This is a genomic window from Neorhizobium huautlense, assembly GCF_002968575.1.
GTDB lineage: Bacteria > Pseudomonadota > Alphaproteobacteria > Rhizobiales > Rhizobiaceae > Neorhizobium > Neorhizobium huautlense.
This window is the reverse complement of record NZ_PVBM01000013.1, coordinates 115,221-135,235: the sequence shown is the minus strand read 5'-3', so window position 1 is coordinate 135,235 and position 20,015 is coordinate 115,221. Positions and strand designations below refer to the sequence as shown.

Sequence of the window (20,015 nt, the reverse complement as noted above, 5' to 3'; positions counted from 1 at the left end):
GAAAGGAGAATGCCATGAACAGCATCGTTTGGTTCGTCGGCGCCGTGGTGATTGTGATCGCGGTTTTAAACCTCGTCGGATTCGCTTGATTTAGCTTGATTAATTTTATCTGGAGGCTTTGCTTCCAAACGGCAACCTGAACAGGAGATCGTCATGAACAGCATTGTCTGGCTCGTTGGAGCCGTCGTTATCGTTCTTGCCATCTTGTCCTTTATCGGCATCGGTTGAGAGGCAAGGCTCGAGGGAGAGTTATCAGAGGCACCGGACCCAGGCGGATCGGTGCCTTATTTGCTGCGCCATCACTCCGCCAGCAGAAGGCCGAAGGGGTGTTCGGCGAAGACCCAGCTAACCGGAATCCGTTCCTTCGGATCGATACTCTTGCCGCTGCAGATGTCGCGATAACGGCGGTTTGCGAGCCTCTCCGGAAGGGTGATCTCGGTCTCCGCCCGTCGTTCGGAACGAGGTTCCGACACGCCCGTGTGAAGCGCATTGAAAACGAGCCTCGGGGCGATCACCACGATCGCGTCGTCGGCTTCCGCGCGGGCGAAGGCGACGATATTCCCCGCTCGCTTGCCGGTCACGCCAAGCGGCACATACTCGCCCTTGCGAAACAGCGTCGGGGCTTCCTGGCGAAGGCGCAGCAGGGCCGCGATGACCTGCTGTTTCAGTTTTCCACTCTGCCATTCCTCCTCTTCCGACGAGGCGAGTTTTCCCTTTTCCGAAAGCCGTTCCTGCAGCGCCCCGAAGTCCGGTTCCCGCCGGTTGTCCGGATCCACCAGGCTAAGGTCGAGGCCCTCGCTGCCTTGGTAGATATCGGGCACTCCGGGAGCGGTGAGTTTGACAATCGTCTGGGTGAGGCCGTTTACCAGGCCTGCGCGAATGAAAGGGCGAAGAGTATGGGTGAAATCCGCCAGGAACATCCGGTTGTCGGGTGATAACAGCCGGCGGGCATAAGCGATGACGGCATCCTCATAGGCCTGATTGGCATTGCCCCAGTTGGTTCGAAGCTTTGCCTCGCGCAACGCCTTTTCCACATAGGCGGCAAAACGCGCCTCCAGCGACTCCAGACCTTGACGATCTTCCGGGCGCAGGTCGTTCGGCCAGGCTCCGGCAAGCGCCTGATAGAGCATCCACTCGACGCCGGGGTCGGGCGCCGGACCATCGGCCAGAACAACGACCCCCGCCTTGTTCATATCGCGCCAGCGGGCAACCGCCTCGGCCCATAGGTCGGGCGCTTCCGTTATCGTGAAGAGACGGGCGCGAGCATCCTCGCCACGCTTCGTATCATGAGTGGAGGTGCCGGAGAGGGCATCCGGCTGCCGCTTGAGACGGGTCTGCATCTCCTGATGGAACCGGTCGAGCGAAAAGACGCGAGGTAGCGGCTCGCTGCCAACCTCGTTCAGCGCCAGCAGCATATGGTGGCGGAAGAAAAGCGTGTCTTCGACCGATTTCGCCATCAGCGGACCGGTCAATTGCTGAAAGCGGGTGCGAAAGATGGAGGCGGGACCTGCGGCCGATTGCTCTACGTCGCCGATCAGGATGCGCTCGAGGAAGGAGAGGGCGTGATCGTCCGGCGCAGTTGGGCTGTTGCGCACCCTGTCGAGAACCTCGGAGAGCCGCTGCCGGCCTTCAGGCGGCATCCCTTCACGCGTGCCATAGGTACGATAGACGGGGAAGGCCACCAACAGCTCGCGCAGCGCGGTTTTGATCGAGGTTTCGGGGAGCGAGCACTCCCGGTCCTCGGCCTGACTGATCTGCATGGCGAGCTTCAACAGGCTGGCCACTTCACCCGAGAAATTGTGATCCGTCATCAGCAGCTTGGCGGCGCGCAATGCGGCCGCCATGTCGGCAGGCTTGCCAGTCACCCGCCCATAGGCGTCACGCAGGATATCGAGCTTGTCGGCATCGACCAGCACATCGCTGACGGCCGCGATGAACTCGTAACCGGTCGTGCCGGAAATCGGCCACTCCGCTGGGATGTGTTCGCCTTCGCCAAGGATCTTTTCGACGATGATGTAGCAGTCGGGGCCGGCCTCGTGGCGCAGCCGTTCAAGATATCCCTTGGGATCGGCAACTCCATCCACATGGTCGACGCGCAGGCCGTCCACCTTGCCGCTATGGACGAGTTCGAGGATGAACCGGTGGGTGTCGTCGAAGACCTTGCTGTCCTCCACCCGGACGCCGGCAAGGCCGGTGACTTCGAAGAAGCGGCGGTAGGAAAGCTCGCGCGGCGCGTCCCGCCAGGAGATCAGCCTATAGGGCTGCTCGTCATGCAGCCTGGCGATCTCTCTCCTGTCTGTGATCGACAGGGTTTCCGCTTCTCGGCCTTGGTAGCTCGCCGGGTCGAGAGGATAGAAGGCGTCGAAATAGGCCAAAGCAGGCCTGCCTGTCTGCGGGTCGGCTTTCACGGATATCTCGCCGGCTTCCAGAACCTTCTCGAACCTGTCGCCGAGAAAGGGCAGCGTCAGGCGTCGGCTCCAGTCGATGTCGAAATGGCGGGCATAGGCACTTTTTTCGCCGTTCTCCACCACGTCCCGCCACCATGGATTTTCCAGCGAGGCGGCCATGTGGTTCGGCACGATATCGAGGATGAGACCGAGGCCCTCCGCCTTGAGCGCCTTGACCATCCGTTCGAAACCCTCGCGGCCGCCGATCGTCGGTTCGACCTCATTGGCGTTCGTGACATCATAGCCATGCGTCGAGCCGGTTGTGGCGGTGAAGATCGGCGAGGCATAAAGATGGCTGATGCCCAAACGCTTCAGATAGGGCACCAGGGCCGCGGCTCGGTCGAAGGTCATGCCGTTGCGAAACTGGATGCGATAGGTGGCGAGCGGTATGCTCATAGAGCCTCTCCCGCGGGTTCGACGCTGACCAGTACCGAGTTCGGCGGCAGACGCTTTCCCGTCTCCGGCAAGGCAAAGATCACCCTGCCCGGTTGTTCCGGCAGCTCATGGTCCCGATCGCTGATGTTGAGAGCAAGCGAAAGCGTGCCCTTGGGGAAGCTCCACGAAACGGCGAGGAAGCCTTTGCCCGTCTTCACCACCTTGCCGCTGCGGCCACCTGCCGATCCGAGCAGCGGCACGACATAGCGCCTGCGAAGTTCCAGCAGTTCCTTCGTCAGCGCCAGCCAATCTCCGCCGTCGCTGGTTTCAAGCTTACTCCAATCGAGCTTGCAGACGTCGAAGGACTTTTTGGCATTGGGATCGGGCACCGCATCGCCCTCGTGACCGGCGTGACCCTCGAACTCCTTGCGGCGGCCTTCGCGAACGATCTTGGCCAGATCGCCGTGGAAATCCGTGAAGAACAGAAACGGGTTGGTCTCGCCATATTCCTCGCCCATGAAGAGGAGCGGGATATGGGGCGAAAGCAGAAGCGTCGCGAGCAGCACCTTCGTCCTGTCCGGACCGGCGAGCGAAATCAGCCTCTCGCCTTGCGCCCGGTTACCCACTTGGTCGTGGTTCTGGATGAAGTCCACGAAGGCGACGGGCGGCTGGTCGACGCTTTTGACGCCGCGCTTCTTGCCGTTCTGCGGCGAGACTTCTCCCTGATAGGCAAAACCTTCGGCGAGCACCCGGGCCACCAGCTGTTCCGGGTTTTTGGCGAAATCTTTGTAATAGGCGTGGGTCTCACCGGTCGCGAAGACATGGACAGCATTGTGAAAATCGTCGTTCCATTCGCCGGTGAAGAGCGGTGCATTACCCTGTTCGTCACGCGGATGCAGGAAAATGACATTGCGCGAATCCTCCGTCGTCAGATGGATCGGCCGTTCGGTGATCTCTGCGCGGATGCGTTCGGCGATCTCGATCAGCACGTGCTTTTCGGACGGATCTTCGATCTGGTCGATCGCGTCGAAGCGCAGGCCGTCGAGGTTGAATTCCTCCAGCCAGTAAAGGGCGTTTTCCACGATGTAGCGGCGCACCGGCTCCACGTCATAGGCGATCGCCGCGCCCCAGGGCGTCATTTTTTCCTCGTGGAAGAAAGATGGCGCAAGCAGCGGCAGATAATTGCCTTCCGGTCCGAAGTGGTTGAGCACGATATCCAGCACCACCGACAGACCATGGCCGTGGGCCGCATCGATGAAGGCCTTGAAATCCTCCGGCGGACCGTAGGCTGCGTGCGGCGCATAGAGCAGCACGCCGTCATAACCCCAGCCGCGGTTGCCGCCGAAATGGGCGACCGGCATGACCTCGATCATGGTGATGCCGAGCTCGACGAGATAGGGCAGTTTGTCGATTGCAGCCCGGAACGTGCCGTCCCTGGTGAAGGTGCCGATATGGAGTTCGTAGACGACCGTCTCCTCCCAAGGGCGGCCCTTCCAGTCAGTGTTTTGCCAAGCGTAGCTGGTGGGGTCAATGACCAGCGAGGGTCCGTTGACGTCGCCCTTCTGGCCGCGCGAAGCGGGATCGGGAACCGTCATGCCGTCGGCGAGGACGTAGCTGTATTCGACACCCGGTGCGATGCCTGTGGCAAGAAGCTCGAACCAGCCGTCGTCGGTGCGGGTCATTTCGGTATCGTCGCCGTCCAGCCGAAGTGTCACGGTCTCCTGGCCCGGCGCCCAGAGGCGGAACCGGACCTCGCCGGCGGCGACATATTCGGCTCCCCAAGTCTTCGGAAAAGTCCGGAATTCGGCAGCGGCATTGACGTCCGACATTATCGATCAGCCCCATTAAAAGAGACCGGCAAACGGTCGAGGGGCCTGCAAGTTCCATCCTTCCATCGGCGCGTAATAAAATTGCTGAAATGAGCAATAAATCGCAAGTTCGCGGGAGTGGCCCGCCAGCGATTCCGGCTCTAGATTAGGGGAAATGCAGACGGTTTCGAGGAGGAGATCTTTGCATGCTGACAGATGAGGAGGAGCTCATCCGTTCGACGGCCGCGGAGTTTTCCCGCGAGGTGCTGAGGCCCGGTGCGGCGGCGCGCGAGAAGGCGCACGCGATCGAGCCGGAGGTGCTCCAGCAGCTTGGCGAACTGGGTTTTCTGGGCATGCGCACGAGCGAGGAGTGGGGCGGCGTCGGCTGTTCCTATGTGGCGTATGCGAGCGCACTGATGGAAATCGCCGCCGGCGACGGTGCGGTCTCGACGCTGGTCAGCGTCCATAATTCACCCGTCTGTTCGCTCATCGACGCGCATGCTTCCGACGAGCAGAAGGAACAGTTCCTGCGGCCGCTCGCAGAGGGACGGCACATCGGAGCCTTCGCGCTGACCGAGGCGGATACGGGTTCGGATGCCGCAGCCATCCGAACCCGGGCGACCAGGGACGGAGGCGACTACGTCATCAACGGCTCGAAAATGTTCATCACGTCCGGCAAGATTGCCGGAACGGTCATCATTTTCGCTGTCACAGACCCTTCGGCCGGCAAACGGGGCATTTCGGCTTTCGTCACCTCCACGGATGTTCCGGGCTTTTCGATATCCAAGGTCGAGGACAAGCTCGGGCAGAAGGCGTCGGATACCGCGGCGCTGATGTTCGACAACCTGCGCATTCCCGAAAGCCAGCGAATCGGACCGGAAGGCGCAGGCCTGAAGATCGCGCTTTCTGGCCTGGAGGCCGGACGTATCGGTATCGCCGCCCAATGCGTCGGCATGGCGCAGGCGGCCTTCGACGTGGCACTCACCTATGCCAAGGAGCGCAAGACATTCGGAAAGCTGCTGCTCGAGCATCAGGCCATTGCCTTCCGGCTGGCGGAAGCGAAGACCCAGATCGAGGCGGCGCGTCAGCTTGTGCTGCATGCCGCACGGCTGAAGGATCGCGGCGAGCCCTGCCTGGACGAAGCCTGCATGGCGAAGCTCTTTGCCTCTGAGATGGCGGAGAAGGTGTGCTCCGAGGCGATTCAGACGCTCGGCGGCTATGGCTATATCTCCGATTTCCCGGTCGAGCGCATCTACCGCGATGTCCGCGTCTGCCAGATCTACGAAGGCACGTCCGACATCCAGAAGATCATCATCGCCCGCGGCCTGGCAAACTGAGAGGCAAGGATGAAGATAGAAGGCGGAAATTTCCTGGTGACGGGGGCCGCTTCGGGCCTCGGCCTTGCGACAGCAAAAATGCTCGTTGAAGCAGGCGGTCGCGTCGCTCTGCTCGATCTCGATGAGACGAACGGTCAGGCGAGGGCCAACGAGCTTGGCAGGGATACGATCTTCATCAAGACCGATGTGCGCAGCGGCACCGCCGTCGAAAACGCGGTGGCGCAGGCGGAGGCCGCAAACGGGCCGATTCGTGGTGCCGTCTGCTGTGCCGGAATCGCCCCATCGGAGAAGGTTCTTGGCAGGGAGCGCGTGCATGCGCTGGAAAGCTTCACGCGCGCTCTGGAGATTAATACGATCGGCACGTTCAACGTGATCCGGCTGGCGGCGCAGGCGATTGCGAAGGCCGAGCCAAACGAGGAAGGCGAGCGCGGCGTGCTGGTCGCCACTGCCTCGGTTGCCGCTTATGACGGGCAGATCGGTCAGGCGGCCTATTCCGCGTCCAAGGCGGCCGTTGCCGGCATGACGCTGCCGATTGCCCGAGAGCTTGCCCGCGACGGTATCCGCATGATGACGATTGCGCCCGGCATATTCGAGACGCCGATGATGGCGGGGTTTTCCGAAGAGGTGCGCTCCTCGCTCGGCAAATCCGTGCCGTTTCCGCCGCGGCTCGGCCGGCCCTCGGAATATGCGCGGCTGGTGCGCGACATTATCGAAAACCCGATGCTGAACGGCGAAGTCATCCGTCTCGACGGAGCGCTTCGCATGGCGCCGCGTTGAACGGGACAATACCCGGTTCTTTGGGAGGAGAAGCGAATGACGGATGACATGAAGTTCGGCCTGCCGGGCAAGTTAAGTCTTCATGTGCCGGAGCCGGAGGTGCGGCCGGGAGGCAAGCCGGATTTCTCCAATGTGACCATTCCGAAGGCGGGTTCCGTGCGCCGGCCGGAAGTGGACGTCGATCCCGAAACGATCCGCGATCTCGCCTTTTCCATCATCCGGGTCCTGAACCGGGAAGGCGAGGCTGTCGGCCCCTGGGCCGGGACGCTGACCAATGAGGAACTGATGGAGGGGCTGAGGCACATGATGCTCCTCCGCACCTTCGACAGCCGTATGCTGATGGCGCAGCGGCAAGGCAAGACCTCCTTCTATATGCAGCATCTTGGCGAAGAGGCGGTCTCCTGCGCCTTCCGCAAAGCGCTGCAGCCGGGCGACATGAATTTCCCGACCTATCGTCAGGCAGGCCTTTTGATAGCCGGCGGCTATCCGATGGTCGAGATGATGAACCAGATCTATTCCAACGACGCCGATCCCCTGAAGGGCCGGCAACTGCCGATCATGTATTCGGCGAAGGACTACGGCTTCTTCACGATATCAGGCAATCTTGCGACCCAATATGTGCAGGCGGTGGGGTGGGCCATGGCGTCTGCGATCAAGAACGACACGAAGATCGCAGCCGGCTGGATTGGCGACGGGTCCACTGCGGAGTCGGATTTCCATTCCGCCCTGGTCTTTGCGTCCACCTATCGCGCGCCGGTCATCCTCAACGTCGTCAACAATCAGTGGGCGATTTCCACCTTCCAGGGCGTTGCGCGCGGCGGTTCGGGCACATTTGCAGCGCGTGGGCTGGGCTACGGTCTGCCGTCCTTGCGCGTCGACGGCAACGATTATCTTGCGGTGCATGCAGTCGCCAAATGGGCGGCGGAGCGGGCGCGCCGGAACATCGGCCCGACGCTGATCGAATACGTCACCTACCGCGTCGGCGCCCATTCCACCTCCGACGATCCTTCTGCCTATCGCCCCAAGGAGGAGTCGGAGGCCTGGCCGCTCGGCGACCCGGTGATCCGGCTGAAGAACCATCTGATCCGCGTCGGCGCCTGGAGCGAGGAGCGTCACAAGCAGATGGAAGCGGAAATCCGCGACACGGTCGTTGCCGCCCAGAAGGAGGCGGAACGCCACGGCACGCTGCATTCCGGCGGCCGGCCGTCGATGCGCGACATGTTCGAAGGCGTCTACGCGGAAATGCCGCCGCATCTGAAGCGGCAGCGGCAGCAGGCGGGGGTGTGAGGGAGGCGGAGATGACCAATATGTATATCCTGTTCGCATCCTCGGCTGTCGGTAGATTGGGTGGTAAGCCATGCCTCTTGCCGATCTCCCCCTCAAGGGGTGAGATCATCGGGAGTTCGTCGCTCCGGCGGAACTCCATTCGCGACCCCCATTCTATTTGCATGGAGGCCTTCCCATGGCTCGCATGACGATGATCGAGGCTATCCGCAGCGCCATCGACGTGTCGATGGAGCGTGACGACAGCGTGGTCGTGTTCGGCGAGGATGTCGGTTATTTCGGCGGCGTTTTTCGGTGCACTCAGGGGCTCCAGCAGAAATACGGCAAGACGCGCTGTTTCGATGCGCCGATCAATGAATCCGGTATCGTCGGCACGGCGATCGGCATGGCGGCTTACGGGCTGAAACCCTGCATCGAGATCCAGTTCGCCGATTACATGTATCCGGCCTATGACCAGCTCACCCAGGAGGCGGCACGGCTGCGCTACCGCTCGAACGGGGAATTCACCTGCGGAATGGTGGTGCGGATGCCGACCGGCGGCGGCATATTCGGCGGGCAGACGCACAGCCAGAGCCCAGAGGCGCTGTTCACCCATGTCTGCGGCCTCCAGGTCGTGGTGCCCTCCAATCCCTATGATGCCAAGGGCCTGCTCATCTCCTCGATCGAGAATCCGGATCCGGTGATCTTCCTGGAGCCGAAGCGGCTCTATAACGGTCCGTTCGACGGCCATCACGACCGGCCGGTGACGTCGTGGGCGGGCCATCCGCTGGGGGAAGTGCCCTCAGAGCACTATTCCGTGCCGCTCGGCAAGGCGGTCGTCCGGCGGGAGGGCTCGGCCGTGACCATTCTCGCCTACGGCACCATGGTGCATGTGGCTGAGGCAACGGCGGAGGAGACCGGCATCGATGCGGAAATCATCGACCTGCGCACGCTGATGCCGCTCGATCTCGAAACCATCGTGGAGTCCGTCAGGAAGACCGGCCGCTGCATGGTGGTGCATGAGGCGACGCTGACCTCCGGTTTCGGCGCGGAACTTGCGGCGCTGGTGCAGGAGCATTGTTTTTACCACCTCGAAGCGCCGGTCGTGCGCATCGCGGGCTGGGATACGCCTTATCCGCATGCGCAGGAATGGGACTATTTCCCGGGACCTGTCCGGGTGGGCCAGGCGTTGCGCGACATGATGGAGGCCTGAGCGATGGCTGAGAGAATTATCAAGCTGCCGGATGTCGGCGAAGGGGTCGCGGAAGCCGAGCTCGTCGAATGGCATGTCAGTGTCGGCGACCTTGTGCGCGAGGACATGGTGCTCGCCGCCGTGATGACCGGCAAGGCGACCGTCGAGATCCCCTCTCCGGTGGAAGGCGAAGTGACCTGGCGGCACGGGGAAGTGGGAGACGTTATCCCCACCGGCACGGTTATCCTGAAGATCAAGACCGCAGGTGCCGAGGACGAAGAAGAACCGGAGGCGGAAATCCCCGCGTCCCAACCGGTGTCGCTTTCGATGGAGCCGAAACAGGAGCCAGCAGCGGAAAAGCCCAAGCTGGCTCCCGACATTGCACCGCTGCGGGTCGCCGCGGCACCGAAAACAGCCGGCGTTCCTCACGGGGCTCCGCGCGCTGAAGGCGAGAAACCGCTTGGTTCTCCCGCTGTCCGGCTGCGGGCGAAGGAAGCGGGTATCGATCTGCGTCAGGTCTCGGGGACGGGCCCGGCCGGTCGCATCACCCACGAGGATCTGGACGCATATCTCGGCCGCGAGAACGGTCCGGGCATGGCGGCGAGACTGCAGCCAAACAAGAACATCGAGGAGATCAAGGTCGTCGGCATGCGCCGCCGCATCGCGGAGAAGATGGCACTCGCCAAATCCCGCATTCCCCACATCACCTATGTGGAGGAGGTGGACATGACCGCGCTCGAAGAGCTGCGCGCCCGCATGAACGCCAGCCTGAAACCCGGCAAGCCGAAGCTCACCATTCTGCCGTTCCTGATGCGGGTCATGGTGAAGGCAGTCGCCGAGCAACCGGGGATCAATGCACATTTCGACGACGAGGCGGGCGTCATCCGCCAGTTCGGCGGCGTGCATATCGGCATTGCGGCGCAAACTCCGGCCGGGCTTGTCGTGCCGGTCGTCAAGCATGCCGAGGCGCGGGATATCTTCGACTGTGCCCGCGAGATGGCGCGGTTGAGCGATGCGGCGAAGAATGGCACGGCGCAGCGGGAGGAACTGACCGGCTCGACGATCACGATCAGTTCGCTCGGCGCCATGGGCGGCATCGTCTCAACGCCGGTCATCAACCATCCGGAAGTGGCGATCGTCGGCGTCAACAAGCTGGCGATACGACCGCATTGGGATGGCACGCAATTCGTGCCGCGCAAGATGATGAACCTGTCTTCCAGTTTCGATCATCGCGTGGTCGACGGCTGGGATGCGGCAACCTTCGTGCAGCGGCTGAAAGCGCTTCTGGAAACGCCAGCGCTGATATTCGTCGACGAGTGAGGTGGGGAAAGAACAATGAAAGAAATCACCTGCAAGCTCCTCGTCATCGGTGCCGGCCCGGGTGGCTATGTGTCCGCCATCCGGGCCGGTCAACTCGGCGTCGATACGGTCATCGTCGAAATGGCGAAGCCGGGCGGCACCTGCCTCAATATCGGCTGCATTCCCTCCAAGGCACTGATCCACACGGCCGACGATTTTCATAAGGCGGTCGCCATGGCCGCCGGCCGCAATGCCATGGGCATCAGGGCCGAAAGCCCGGCCATCGAGCTGGCAAAGACCATGGCCTGGAAGGACGGCATCACCGGCCGGCTGACCATGGGCGTCTCGGGTTTGCTCAAGAAGGCAGGCGTGAAAATCGTCGTCGGGCGTGCGAAATTTCGAGACGGCAAGACGGTGGAGGTGGAGACCGAGACCGGCCAGCAGGTCATCCGCGCCGAAAACATCGTGATTGCGACCGGATCGGCGCCGGTCGCACTGCCGATGCTGCCTTTCGGGGGCAAGGTGCTTTCCTCCACCGGCGCCTTGTCCCTGACCCAGGTGCCGGAAAGGCTAGCCGTGGTCGGCGCCGGTTATATCGGCCTCGAACTCGGCATCGCCTTCGCCAAGCTCGGCTCAAAGGTGACGGTCGTCGAAGCGCTCGATCGCATCCTGCCGCTCTACGACAGCCAGATCACCCAGCCAGTCGCGAAGCGGCTCTCGGCGCTGGGTGTTGAGATATTGCTGGGCACCAAGGTGAAGGGCATGTCTGCGAACGGCGAAGCCTTGCTCGCCGAAACGGCCGACGGCGAGGAAAGACGGATCGCCGCCGACAAGGTGCTGGTGACGGTGGGCCGCAAGCCGGTGACCGACGGCTGGGGCCGCGAGGAACTGGAACTCGATATGGACGGAAGGTATCTCCGGATAGACGACCAGTGCCGCACCTCGATGCGCGGCATCTATGCGGTCGGCGACGTGACCGGCGAACCCATGCTAGCGCACCGGGCGATGGCGCAGGGCGAAATGGTGGCGGAAATCGTTTCGGGCAAACGCCGAAACTGGGACAAGCGCGCCATTCCCGCCGTCTGCTTCACCGATCCGGAAATCGTGTCGGTGGGGCTGTCGCCGGATGAGGCGAGGGCAGCGGGCCGCGAGGTCAAGATCGGCCAGTTCCCCTTCACGGCCAACGGTCGCGCGATGACGCTGTCGTCCGAAGAAGGTTTTGTGCGCGTGGTGGCACGCGCCGACAATCACCTGGTGCTCGGCATTCAGGGCGTAGGAGTGGGAATTTCAGAGCTCTCCGCCGCCTTTTCGCTCGCGATCGAGATGGGAGCGAGGCTGGAGGATATCGCCGGCACGATCCATGCGCATCCGACCCAGTCAGAAGCTTTCGCGGAGGCGGCGCTGAAGGCGCTCGGGCATGCGCTGCATGTGTAACCGTGATTGAGGCTGTGATCGAGACGTCGCAATCGCAAAGAGACGGCGACGCCTTCTAAAGCTCCAACAACGCATAGGGCTTGCCGGTCGGCTTCTCGATATGTGATGCGACGTTATAGACCGGGGCGCCGCCGGGCGTCTTGCCCTGGTAGGTGCCTCGGTGCGCGTGGCCGTGGACGACGGCTTTAACCGGGAAGCGATCGATGGTCTCTGCGAGACGTGATGAGCCGAGAAAAGGATAGATTTCCTCCGGTTCGCCGGCCACCGTCTCGCGGATGGGGGCATAATGGAGGATGACCATGGCGCGCTCGGAGCGCACCTGGCGGAGGGCGTTTTCGAGCCGCATCGTCTCTTCGACGCTTTCGGTGACCATCGCCTTGATCGCCGGCTCCCCGAAGGAGCCGAGCATATGCCGGCCAAATCCGCCGGCAAAGCCTTTCACGCCTGCGAAACCGACACCGTTGATCTCGACGGCCTGTCCTTCCAGGAGGTGGACGCCGGCATCCTTCAGGATATGCGTCACTTCCTCCACGCAGCCGCATTCGTAGTCATGATTGCCGAGGACGCCGACGATGGGAATCGAGCAGGAGCGCAGGTCGGCAGCAAGGATCTCGGCCTCCTTCACCTTCCCAAGGTCGGTGAGGTCGCCGGTCAGCACCAATATGTCCGCGTTCTGGGAAATCTCGGTGAACAATTCCTTGTAGGATGTCGTGCCGTGCTCCTTGACATGCAGGTCGCCCATGGCGGCGATCTTGGCCTTGCCATTCGCCTTCTTTGCTCCGGCCTTGGCGGCGTCGTTGTTTACATCCGTCTCCTTGGTCACACCGTTCCTCCTTGTGCCGTTTCCTGCTGTACGCCTTCGCGCAGTTCACCTTCTCCGCCTACGTCCGCGAAACCCCATTCCTTCACGTCGATTTCGAAATCCACCCGGCTGAACATGCGGCCGCGGCAGATCTTCATCTGCGGCAGCGGCAGTTCGCGCTGCGCCTTCAGCCGGTCAAGCAGTTCGTCCAGCAGCCAGTCGGGCACCTTGTCCCGCTCGGTCGGATAGATCCAGCGGAAGTTCAGGAGGTGGATCAGCAACACCTCCCAATGCACTTCCATGTGATTGAGAAGCCGCTGCCAGTCGATCTGGTCATGCGCCCGCAAGATGACGTGGACGATGTCGCCGCCATCATATCTGTGGCGAAGCTGCACGAAGCATTTCGACCAGACGAGCTCCGTCGGCGCGATGATACGCACCTTGTGGCCGTTCATCTCGATCTGGCGAGCGTTCTCGAACCAGGTATCGCCGATCGGCATGGTGCCGTTCGAACCGGCGAAAATCACGTCGAAAAAGTGCCGGCCCTTCTTCACCTTGCCGAGCCAACGGTCGTCTTCCACCTCGATCTCGTAGCCCTTCTCCTTGAAATGGGCGAGGATGCGGGCGTAGTCGCCCGCCCGGCAGAAGATATCCAGATCCTTGGTCGGGCGGGAAATGCCGGTATAGGCGCTGACCGCAAAAGTCCCGGCCAAAAGGAACGGGATGTGGCAGTTGACCAGATCCTCCAGAGCCCCGGCAACGAAGGATTCCGAATCGGCATCCGCCAGCGTCGGCGAAGCCTTCACCTCCATGTCTGGCTCGTTCTTCAACGCGTCCTTCTCCGATCTCGGAGTGAGGGTCAGCGCTGCATTGGCTTCGGCGTTCATCAAGCTCTCCCAATCTCGGCTCGCGCAGGGGAACACTCAGGTGCGCCTGTAGGTTCCGCTTCGACCCCTTTCCGGATCAGGAGATCAGGTCAGCGTTCGGGATTATCGGCGTTCGCCATCGGGCTGGCGCGGCCATCCGGCTGGTCGGTGTCCTCGCGCTGGTCTCGGTCTTCGAGATCGGTTTGGACGAGATACGTATCGCCGCCCCCCATCCTTGCGGCTTCCTTGAGTGCCTCCTGGTTGGTCATGTCCATCTGCGCGTGAAGGGCATCCTCCACTCTTTCCCGTCCCTCCTGTTCGAAACGGGAGGAGTCGCCGCCGGCTGCGGTGTTGCGTTTCTCGCTCATTGTTGGCCCTTTCTGCGTTCTGAAGCCGCTGACACGCGCGGCAGCTCAGCAGAACAACCCGTCAATGGACCACATGTTCCGTCTCAAAATCTGGAACCAAAGCGGCGGCGCCATGTTGTTTTCCAGAGTGAAAATACGAGGAGGCCGATATGCCTGCAAAATCCAAAGCACAACAGAAAGCAGCCGGTGCCGCCCTGGCTGCCAAGCGTGGCGACATCAAGAAGAGCGAGCTCAAGGGAGCCTCGAAAAGCATGGAGAAATCCATGACAGAAAAGGAACTCGACAAGATGGCTTCTACGAAGCGGAAGGGAAAGCCGGAGCACGCCGCACAGCATTGATCGTTCCGGAACTTTGGAGATCGGGCGAGCGTTACGGGACGCTCGCCTTTTGTTTTCCGGGATGATTTTATGGTTTCCAATCCGACCAGCCTGACTCCAGAGCATGATCTCGAACCGCGCAAGGGCAGCCCGAGTCCTCGCCTCGACGAAGCCGAGTTCAAGCGGCGCTTTCTGGACCAGTTCCAGGACAGAGCCTATGTTCCGCTGTCGGTGGAGTTGGGCCGTATCGCGGAGGCTGCCTGGGACGCCTATCTCCACTCCCGAAAGAGCCCGAAGACACGTAAAGCCGGGCCGGATTTCGCAGATCCGGACTATGACCTTGCCACCGACTGGCTGGCGGCACGGGAAGAAATCCAGGCGGCGCAGGCCCGGCATGACGAGGCGGCCGGTCCCAGGCGTTTTCTCCTGATCAGCGGATCGTCGCGAACCGAACACACCTGCCCGGGAGAGATCTCGAAAACCTATCGGCTGATCAAGATTGCCGAAGACGTGCTGCGGCAGGCGTCTCATGTATCGGTCGAAGTCCTGGATCTCAGCCGTCTGACGTCGGAATACGGCCGACACATTCATCCTTGCAAGGCGTGCTTTTCGACCGCGGCCGCGCTCTGTCATTGGCCGTGTTCATGTTACCCGAACTATTCGCTAGGGCAGGTCCATGACTGGATGAATGAAATCTATCCCCTATGGGTTGAGGCGCACGGCATAATGATCATCACGCCGGTCAACTGGTATCAGGTCTCGTCGCCCGTGAAGCTGATGATGGACCGGCTGGTCTGTGCCGACGGAGGAAATCCCGATCCCACCACCACCCACGGCAAACACGCCAAGGAAGCCAAGGAGATCGAGATGCGCGGCTGGCATTATCCGCGGCATCTGGAGGGACGGCTCTATTCCGTCATCAGTCACGGAGATGTGGAGGGTGCAGAAAATACACGCCGCAGCCTTTCCGACTGGTTGCGCTTCATGCACCTTGTGCCCGCCGGCCCTTTGGCGGAATTTGACCGCTATATCGGCTACTTCGAGCCTTACGCCACAAGCCACGAGGCGCTCGACAGGGACAAGGCCGTCCAGGAGGAAGTCCGCAACGCGGCCCGAACGCTGCTGGAGGCTGTGCTCGCCAAGCACGCCGGGCACAAAATCGGCGCCGGCGACCGTTTGCAGGAACCACGCTCAAAATAGCTTGAGAGGAGGAAGATCATGCCGCCTGAAGAACTGGATGCAACATTGACGGCTTTGCCGCTTCGGATCGGAGTCTACGTCCCCGACGACCTCATGGAGGACTGGTTCGCGCCGGGCACCGGCATGAAACCGGTAAGCGAGCAGGCGTTGAAGGCTGCCGAAGCGTATGGCAGGCGGTTCGAGTGCGAGTTCAAATATTATCCCGAGAGGATGGAAGGCGTCTTCTGGAAATGGGTACCGGCGCTTTGAGGCGCCTCAAATGTTTTCCTTCGTCTTTTCTTCCGGAAGTCCCTTGCCGCAGTCCATCCAGGGCAGGCGGCTTTCGATGCCGTAATGATAACCGGGAACGATCGTTTCCGGATTATCCAGCGTGCCCCCCGTCACCCGAAAGCGGCCATCATCATCATATTTCAGGAAAAGTGGGCTGCCGCAGTCCGGACAGAACCCTCGCTGCGCAATCGGTGAGGAGCGATAGACCGAAGGCGGCTCGCCGCGCCATTCAAGATCGCCTTCCTCGACACGCACGAGGAAGGCGAAGGGTCCGCCAGTGGCGCGGCGGCACATGGTACAATGACAGAAGCCGGCGGAGGAAGGAGGGATTCGAAAGCGGTAACGCCGCTTTCCGCAGAGGCATCCTCCGGTCCATTCGGTTTTTGTTGCCATATGCCGCTAACGGCGGAACGCACGAGTCGTTCCGCAGATTTCCGGCTCGGGCAAAAATAACGGGCCACGCCTCAATCTCAGGCGTTGTAGCGGTCGCGCAGCGCCTCGAACTTCTGAAGCTGCTCGATAATCAGTTCGCGGTTCTCGTCGCGGCGGACGAAAACCTTGAACATGGCCGAACCTTCCTGGTTCATGAACCACACCGAACACGAGCGGCGGCCATGGAAGGCTCGGTCGACGAAGGTCACCGAGGCGCAATTGTCCTTCTTGATATGACCGCCGATCGGGCTGTCGCCGTGAATGTTGAACCAGCCATGACCCTCGGAACCGACGGGTAGGCTGCCCTCCGCCTCCAATACGATATCGTCGGTATGGACGATAAAGAGGACTTCTCCCCAGCCGGTCATTTCGGACCAGATGTCGAGAAAGTGTTCCTTGGCCGCGATGACGGCGGCACCTTTCGGGAGGATCTCCAGGATTTCGGCCGGGGTAACCTCCGCGTTTGCCGCGATCGCCTCGACGACGCCATCGGGCTTTTCTGCAAGGGCGGCGAGGGCTCGTTCGCGACGGTCCGGCTTGATATCGGAAAGGGCGTTCATGCGCTGACCTCAGGCAGCATCGGCGCGAACGCCGTTGCGGTCTTCATGAATGATCACCTCGAAACCTTCGAAATGAGGTCCGGAGAGATATTCGACCTTGCCGCGATTCTCACCGGCCTTGGCGTGCGCTGCGCGGAACTGCTCCGATTTCGTCCAGGCCTGAAAATGCTCGAAGCTCTCCCAGACGGTGTGAGACGCATAGAGGGTGTGATCCTCGGCCTTTGGCCCTTTCAGCATGTGGAATTCGATGTAGCCCGGCAGTTCCGCCAGACGCCCCTGGCGCGTCCGCCAAATGGCTTCGAAAGCCTCTTCGTAACCCGGCACGACGCGGAAGCGGTTCATCGCGATATACATGGATCATCCCTCACAATAAGTTTCACTTTCGGCTCAAGATATCGGCGGCCGGCGCTCTTGAAAAGCCGAAAAAACTTGCGTAGTCAACTCAAGTTATTGCCGTGCGGCATGCGGGCAGAGGCGTATTGCGCCTCGGTTTGGGCAAGAAAGGGGCGGATATCATGGGGTCTTACTTCACTTCCGGCAGGCTGTTCGCAGCCGTTCTTTTAGCGGTGACTTGCGTCGCTGGTGCCACGATGGCAGCTGACAAGGGCAATCCCGAAGCCAGCCGCATCGTTTCGATCGGCGGTACCATCACGGAAATCCTTTACGCGCTTGGCGCAGAAGACCGCATCGTGGCACGGGATTCCACCAGTTTCTATCCCGACGCGGCAAACGCCAAGCCGGATGTCGGCTATATGCGGCAGCTTTCGGCGGAAGGGATTCTCGGCCAGAAGCCGGACCTGATCCTGATGGAAGAGGGGTCCGGGCCACCGCCGGTTCTGGAAATCCTGAAGGCCAGCGAGGTGTCGATGGTCGTGATTGCGACGCCGGCCAAGGCCGACAAGATCGGCCGGAAGATCCGCGATGTGGGCGCTGCCGTCGGACTTGCGGAAAAGGCTGAGACGCTTGCGGCGAAAACCGAGGCAGACCTCAAGGCGCTGGCAGCAGACGTTGCGAAAATCCCCGGTCCGAAAAAGAAGGTTCTCTTCGTGTTGTCGCTGTCCAACAACCGGGTGATGGCCGGTGGAGCAGATACGGAAGCCGGAGCTGTCATCGAGATGGCCGGCGGTATCAATGCCGCCCCGACGATTAACGGCTACAAGTCGCTCGCCGACGAGGCTGTGATCGGCGCTCAGCCGGACGTCATCCTCTCCATGTCGCGCGGCAATCATGAATTGACGCCGGAACAGGTCTTCGCCATTCCCTCCATGCAGACGACGCCCGCTGCCGCCAACAAGGCTCTGATCTCCATGGACGGCCTTCTTCTCCTGGGCTTCGGACCACGCACGCCCGAAGCAGTCCGCACGCTTGCCGCCCGGATCTATCCAGGAGCGATCAACTGATGGCGAAGGCGCTGGCGATGCCCTTTAGCGTGTCGCCCGATGGCGACCGGACAAGGCAGGCCGTTCTGGTCCTGATCCTGCTTGGGACGCTGCTCGTGGTCGCCTGCGCGATTTCGCTCGGGGTGGGGCCGACCGGCGTCGGCCTGCGGGATCTCTGGGTTTATGCGACCGGCAACGGGGACAGCCTCTCGACGCAGGACAGAGTGATCCTCGAAGCGGTTCGCCTGCCGCGTACGGCGCTTGGACTTCTGGTGGGGGCGGGGCTCGCCGTCTCCGGCGCCATGATGCAGGGGCTCTTCCGCAATCCTCTCGCCGATCCCGGTATCGTCGGCGTCACCTCTGGCGCGGGTCTCGCGGCCGTGGCGGCAATCGTGCTTGGCAATACGCTGCTGGCGCCGATCTCCATGCTCCTCGGAAACCAGTTCCTGCCGCTGATGGCCTTTTTCGGCGGGCTTTTCAACACTTGGATGCTCTATCTCATCGCCACCCGCGACGGCCGAACCTCCACGACGGCGCTGATCCTTTCCGGGATCGCGATCGGCGCGCTTTCTGCCGCCATCATGGGCCTCATGATCGTCATGGCCGACGACCGGCAGCTTCGCGACATCACCTTCTGGAGCCTTGGCTCGCTCGGCGGCGCCACCTTCGGGCGGGTATTTTCTATCCTCCCTTTTATCGCCGCCGTGCTGGTCATCATCCCCTTCGTGGCGCGCGGCTTGGATGCCCTTGTGCTTGGGGATGCAGCCGCCTTCCACATGGGCATCCCGGTGCAGCGGCTGAAACGGATCGTCATCGTGGCGGTTGCCGCAGCCTGCGGCTCGACCGTCGCTGTCGCCGGCTCGATCGGTTTCGTCGGCATCGTCGTGCCGCATCTCCTGCGGCTGACCATGGGGCCATCGCACCGTTTCCTGCTGCCGGGTTCGGCGATCGGCGGCGCAGCCTTGCTTCTGATTGCAGATAGTGTGGCGCGAACCGTTGCCGCACCGGCGGAATTGCCGATCGGCGTCATAACGGCGCTGTTCGGCGCACCGGTCTTTCTCTTGCTGCTGCTTGGCAGGAACGGCATCAACATGCGGGACATGCCATGATCTCCGCCGAACATATCACCGTCGCTCGGTCCGGCCGTAAGCTGCTCGACAATGTCGGAATCGATCTGGATCCGGGTCGGTTCACGGTCGTGATCGGGCCGAACGGTGCAGGCAAATCGACGCTGATGAGGGTGCTTTCCGGCGAGATGAGACCCGATACGGGTGTCGTCTCCTACTACGGGACGAGGTTGGATCTCTGCCAGCCGGGCGATCTTGCCAAACGCCGGGCCGTCCTGCCGCAGGCGACACAGCTTGCCTTCCCCTTCACCGCGCTGGAGATCGCCCGCATGGGGGCGGTTGCGCAGGGCGCGCTCAACCCGACGGAACAGGCCCGCCAGGCGCTTTCTCGGGTAGGATTGCGGGGTTTCGAAAACCGGCCCTATCCCTCGCTGTCGGGCGGAGAGCAGCAGCGCGTCCAGTTTGCCCGCGCTCTCGCCCAGGTGCCGCAGCCGGTCGCCGATGGCGTGCCGCGTGCGCTCTTTCTCGACGAGCCGACCGCCAGCCTCGATCTCGGCCATCAGATTTCCGTATTGGAAACCGCCCGCGATTTCGCGGCCGCGGGCGGCATCGTGCTCGCCATCCTGCACGACCTCAACCTCGCGGCCGAATTCGCCGACCATCTGGTGGTCCTGAACCACGGCCGAGTTGTCGCGGAAGGACCTTGCCCGGAAACGGTGAGTGACGGGCTCATTGCGAGTGTCTACGGGATTGTCGGCGCTGTTGGACGTCTGCCTGCTGCCGATATTCCCTACGTCCTCCCGCAATCGCGGCATCGCTGAC

20 protein-coding genes are annotated in these 20,015 nt (G+C 62.0%); 12 read left to right on the top strand and 8 right to left on the bottom strand.

Translation table 11 applies throughout. The features are described from left to right. Window positions 1–299 precede the first annotated feature (299 nt). Window positions 300–2,843, bottom strand: a complete 2,544-nt coding sequence (gene treY, locus C5L12_RS16060; protein WP_105373047.1) for a malto-oligosyltrehalose synthase — start codon at window positions 2,841–2,843, stop codon at window positions 300–302. Further along, on the bottom strand, window positions 2,840–4,651 hold the full coding sequence (treZ, locus tag C5L12_RS16055) for a malto-oligosyltrehalose trehalohydrolase (protein ID WP_105373046.1): 1,812 nt from the start codon (window positions 4,649–4,651) through the stop codon (window positions 2,840–2,842). Before treZ ends, treY begins: the two co-directional genes overlap by 4 nt. Window positions 4,652–4,836: 185 nt before the next feature. Here treZ and C5L12_RS16050 point away from each other — a divergent pair, with 185 nt between their 5' ends. The 6 genes from C5L12_RS16050 to lpdA all read left to right on the top strand — a co-directional run bounded on the left by C5L12_RS16050 (window position 4,837) and on the right by lpdA (window position 11,932). After that, on the top strand, window positions 4,837–5,967 hold the full coding sequence (locus C5L12_RS16050; RefSeq protein WP_105373045.1) for an acyl-CoA dehydrogenase family protein: 1,131 nt from the start codon (window positions 4,837–4,839) through the stop codon (window positions 5,965–5,967). A gap of 9 nt (window positions 5,968–5,976) precedes the next feature. After that, complete coding sequence (locus C5L12_RS16045; protein ID WP_105373044.1) at window positions 5,977–6,744, top strand: 3-hydroxyacyl-CoA dehydrogenase; 768 nt, start codon at window positions 5,977–5,979, stop codon at window positions 6,742–6,744. A 36-nt stretch (window positions 6,745–6,780) separates the two neighbouring features. Further along, window positions 6,781–8,031, top strand: coding sequence for a 3-methyl-2-oxobutanoate dehydrogenase (2-methylpropanoyl-transferring) subunit alpha (locus C5L12_RS16040; RefSeq protein ID WP_205839346.1), 1,251 nt, complete (start codon window positions 6,781–6,783; stop codon window positions 8,029–8,031). Between the two features lie 175 nt (window positions 8,032–8,206). Further along, a complete protein-coding gene (locus tag C5L12_RS16035) occupies window positions 8,207–9,220 on the top strand; it encodes an alpha-ketoacid dehydrogenase subunit beta (RefSeq protein ID WP_105373043.1) in 1,014 nt (337 codons plus the stop codon). A 3-nt stretch (window positions 9,221–9,223) separates the two neighbouring features. Beyond that, on the top strand, window positions 9,224–10,519 hold the full coding sequence (locus tag C5L12_RS16030; RefSeq protein ID WP_105373042.1) for a dihydrolipoamide acetyltransferase family protein: 1,296 nt from the start codon (window positions 9,224–9,226) through the stop codon (window positions 10,517–10,519). A 15-nt stretch (window positions 10,520–10,534) separates the two neighbouring features. Then, the gene (gene lpdA, locus C5L12_RS16025) at window positions 10,535–11,932 is read left to right on the top strand and encodes a dihydrolipoyl dehydrogenase (protein WP_105373041.1); all 1,398 of its coding nucleotides are present in this window, start codon (window positions 10,535–10,537) and stop codon (window positions 11,930–11,932) included. A gap of 55 nt (window positions 11,933–11,987) precedes the next feature. On the opposite strand, the gene C5L12_RS16020 is transcribed toward lpdA, so the two are convergent. The 3 genes from C5L12_RS16020 to C5L12_RS16010 form a co-directional block, all read right to left on the bottom strand. Then, window positions 11,988–12,674: a metallophosphoesterase family protein gene (locus C5L12_RS16020; protein ID WP_105373076.1), complete on the bottom strand. Its 687-nt coding sequence runs from the start codon at window positions 12,672–12,674 to the stop codon at window positions 11,988–11,990. A gap of 77 nt (window positions 12,675–12,751) precedes the next feature. Further along, complete coding sequence (locus C5L12_RS16015; RefSeq protein WP_245422933.1) at window positions 12,752–13,546, bottom strand: nucleotidyltransferase family protein; 795 nt, start codon at window positions 13,544–13,546, stop codon at window positions 12,752–12,754. Window positions 13,547–13,710: 164 nt separating this feature from the next. Next, entirely contained in the window at window positions 13,711–13,968 is a 258-nt protein-coding gene (locus tag C5L12_RS16010) for a hypothetical protein (RefSeq protein WP_105373039.1), read from the bottom strand. Between the two features lie 149 nt (window positions 13,969–14,117). Here C5L12_RS16010 and C5L12_RS16005 point away from each other — a divergent pair, with 149 nt between their 5' ends. From C5L12_RS16005 to C5L12_RS15995, 3 genes are all read left to right on the top strand, one after another. Continuing rightward, on the top strand, window positions 14,118–14,306 hold the full coding sequence (locus tag C5L12_RS16005) for a DUF3008 family protein (protein ID WP_105373038.1): 189 nt from the start codon (window positions 14,118–14,120) through the stop codon (window positions 14,304–14,306). Window positions 14,307–14,375: 69 nt separating this feature from the next. After that, complete coding sequence (locus C5L12_RS16000; RefSeq protein WP_105373037.1) at window positions 14,376–15,485, top strand: flavodoxin family protein; 1,110 nt, start codon at window positions 14,376–14,378, stop codon at window positions 15,483–15,485. Window positions 15,486–15,503: 18 nt separating this feature from the next. Beyond that, complete coding sequence (locus C5L12_RS15995) at window positions 15,504–15,734, top strand: hypothetical protein (RefSeq protein WP_105373036.1); 231 nt, start codon at window positions 15,504–15,506, stop codon at window positions 15,732–15,734. A gap of 6 nt (window positions 15,735–15,740) precedes the next feature. Here C5L12_RS15995 and C5L12_RS15990 read toward each other — a convergent pair whose 3' ends face one another. From C5L12_RS15990 to hmuQ, 3 genes are all read right to left on the bottom strand, one after another. Next, window positions 15,741–16,148: a GFA family protein gene (locus tag C5L12_RS15990; protein ID WP_105373035.1), complete on the bottom strand. Its 408-nt coding sequence runs from the start codon at window positions 16,146–16,148 to the stop codon at window positions 15,741–15,743. Between the two features lie 77 nt (window positions 16,149–16,225). Continuing rightward, window positions 16,226–16,747 carry a heme utilization cystosolic carrier protein HutX gene (hutX, locus tag C5L12_RS15985; RefSeq protein ID WP_105373034.1) on the bottom strand — a complete coding sequence of 174 codons (522 nt, stop codon included), beginning with the start codon at window positions 16,745–16,747 and terminating at the stop codon, window positions 16,226–16,228. A 9-nt stretch (window positions 16,748–16,756) separates the two neighbouring features. Further along, a complete protein-coding gene (gene hmuQ / locus C5L12_RS15980; RefSeq protein ID WP_105373033.1) occupies window positions 16,757–17,101 on the bottom strand; it encodes a heme-degrading protein HmuQ in 345 nt (114 codons plus the stop codon). A gap of 158 nt (window positions 17,102–17,259) precedes the next feature. Between hmuQ and C5L12_RS15975 the strand changes: the two genes are divergently transcribed. The 3 genes from C5L12_RS15975 to C5L12_RS15965 are packed head-to-tail and all read left to right on the top strand — an operon-like array spanning window position 17,260 to window position 20,014. Further along, a complete protein-coding gene (locus C5L12_RS15975; protein ID WP_425350797.1) occupies window positions 17,260–18,147 on the top strand; it encodes a heme/hemin ABC transporter substrate-binding protein in 888 nt (295 codons plus the stop codon). Next, a complete protein-coding gene (locus tag C5L12_RS15970; RefSeq protein ID WP_105373032.1) occupies window positions 18,147–19,235 on the top strand; it encodes a FecCD family ABC transporter permease in 1,089 nt (362 codons plus the stop codon). The genes C5L12_RS15975 and C5L12_RS15970 overlap by 1 nt, the downstream gene beginning before the upstream one ends. Then, a complete protein-coding gene (locus C5L12_RS15965; protein WP_105373031.1) occupies window positions 19,232–20,014 on the top strand; it encodes a heme ABC transporter ATP-binding protein in 783 nt (260 codons plus the stop codon). The genes C5L12_RS15970 and C5L12_RS15965 overlap by 4 nt, the downstream gene beginning before the upstream one ends. Window position 20,015 lies beyond the last annotated feature (1 nt).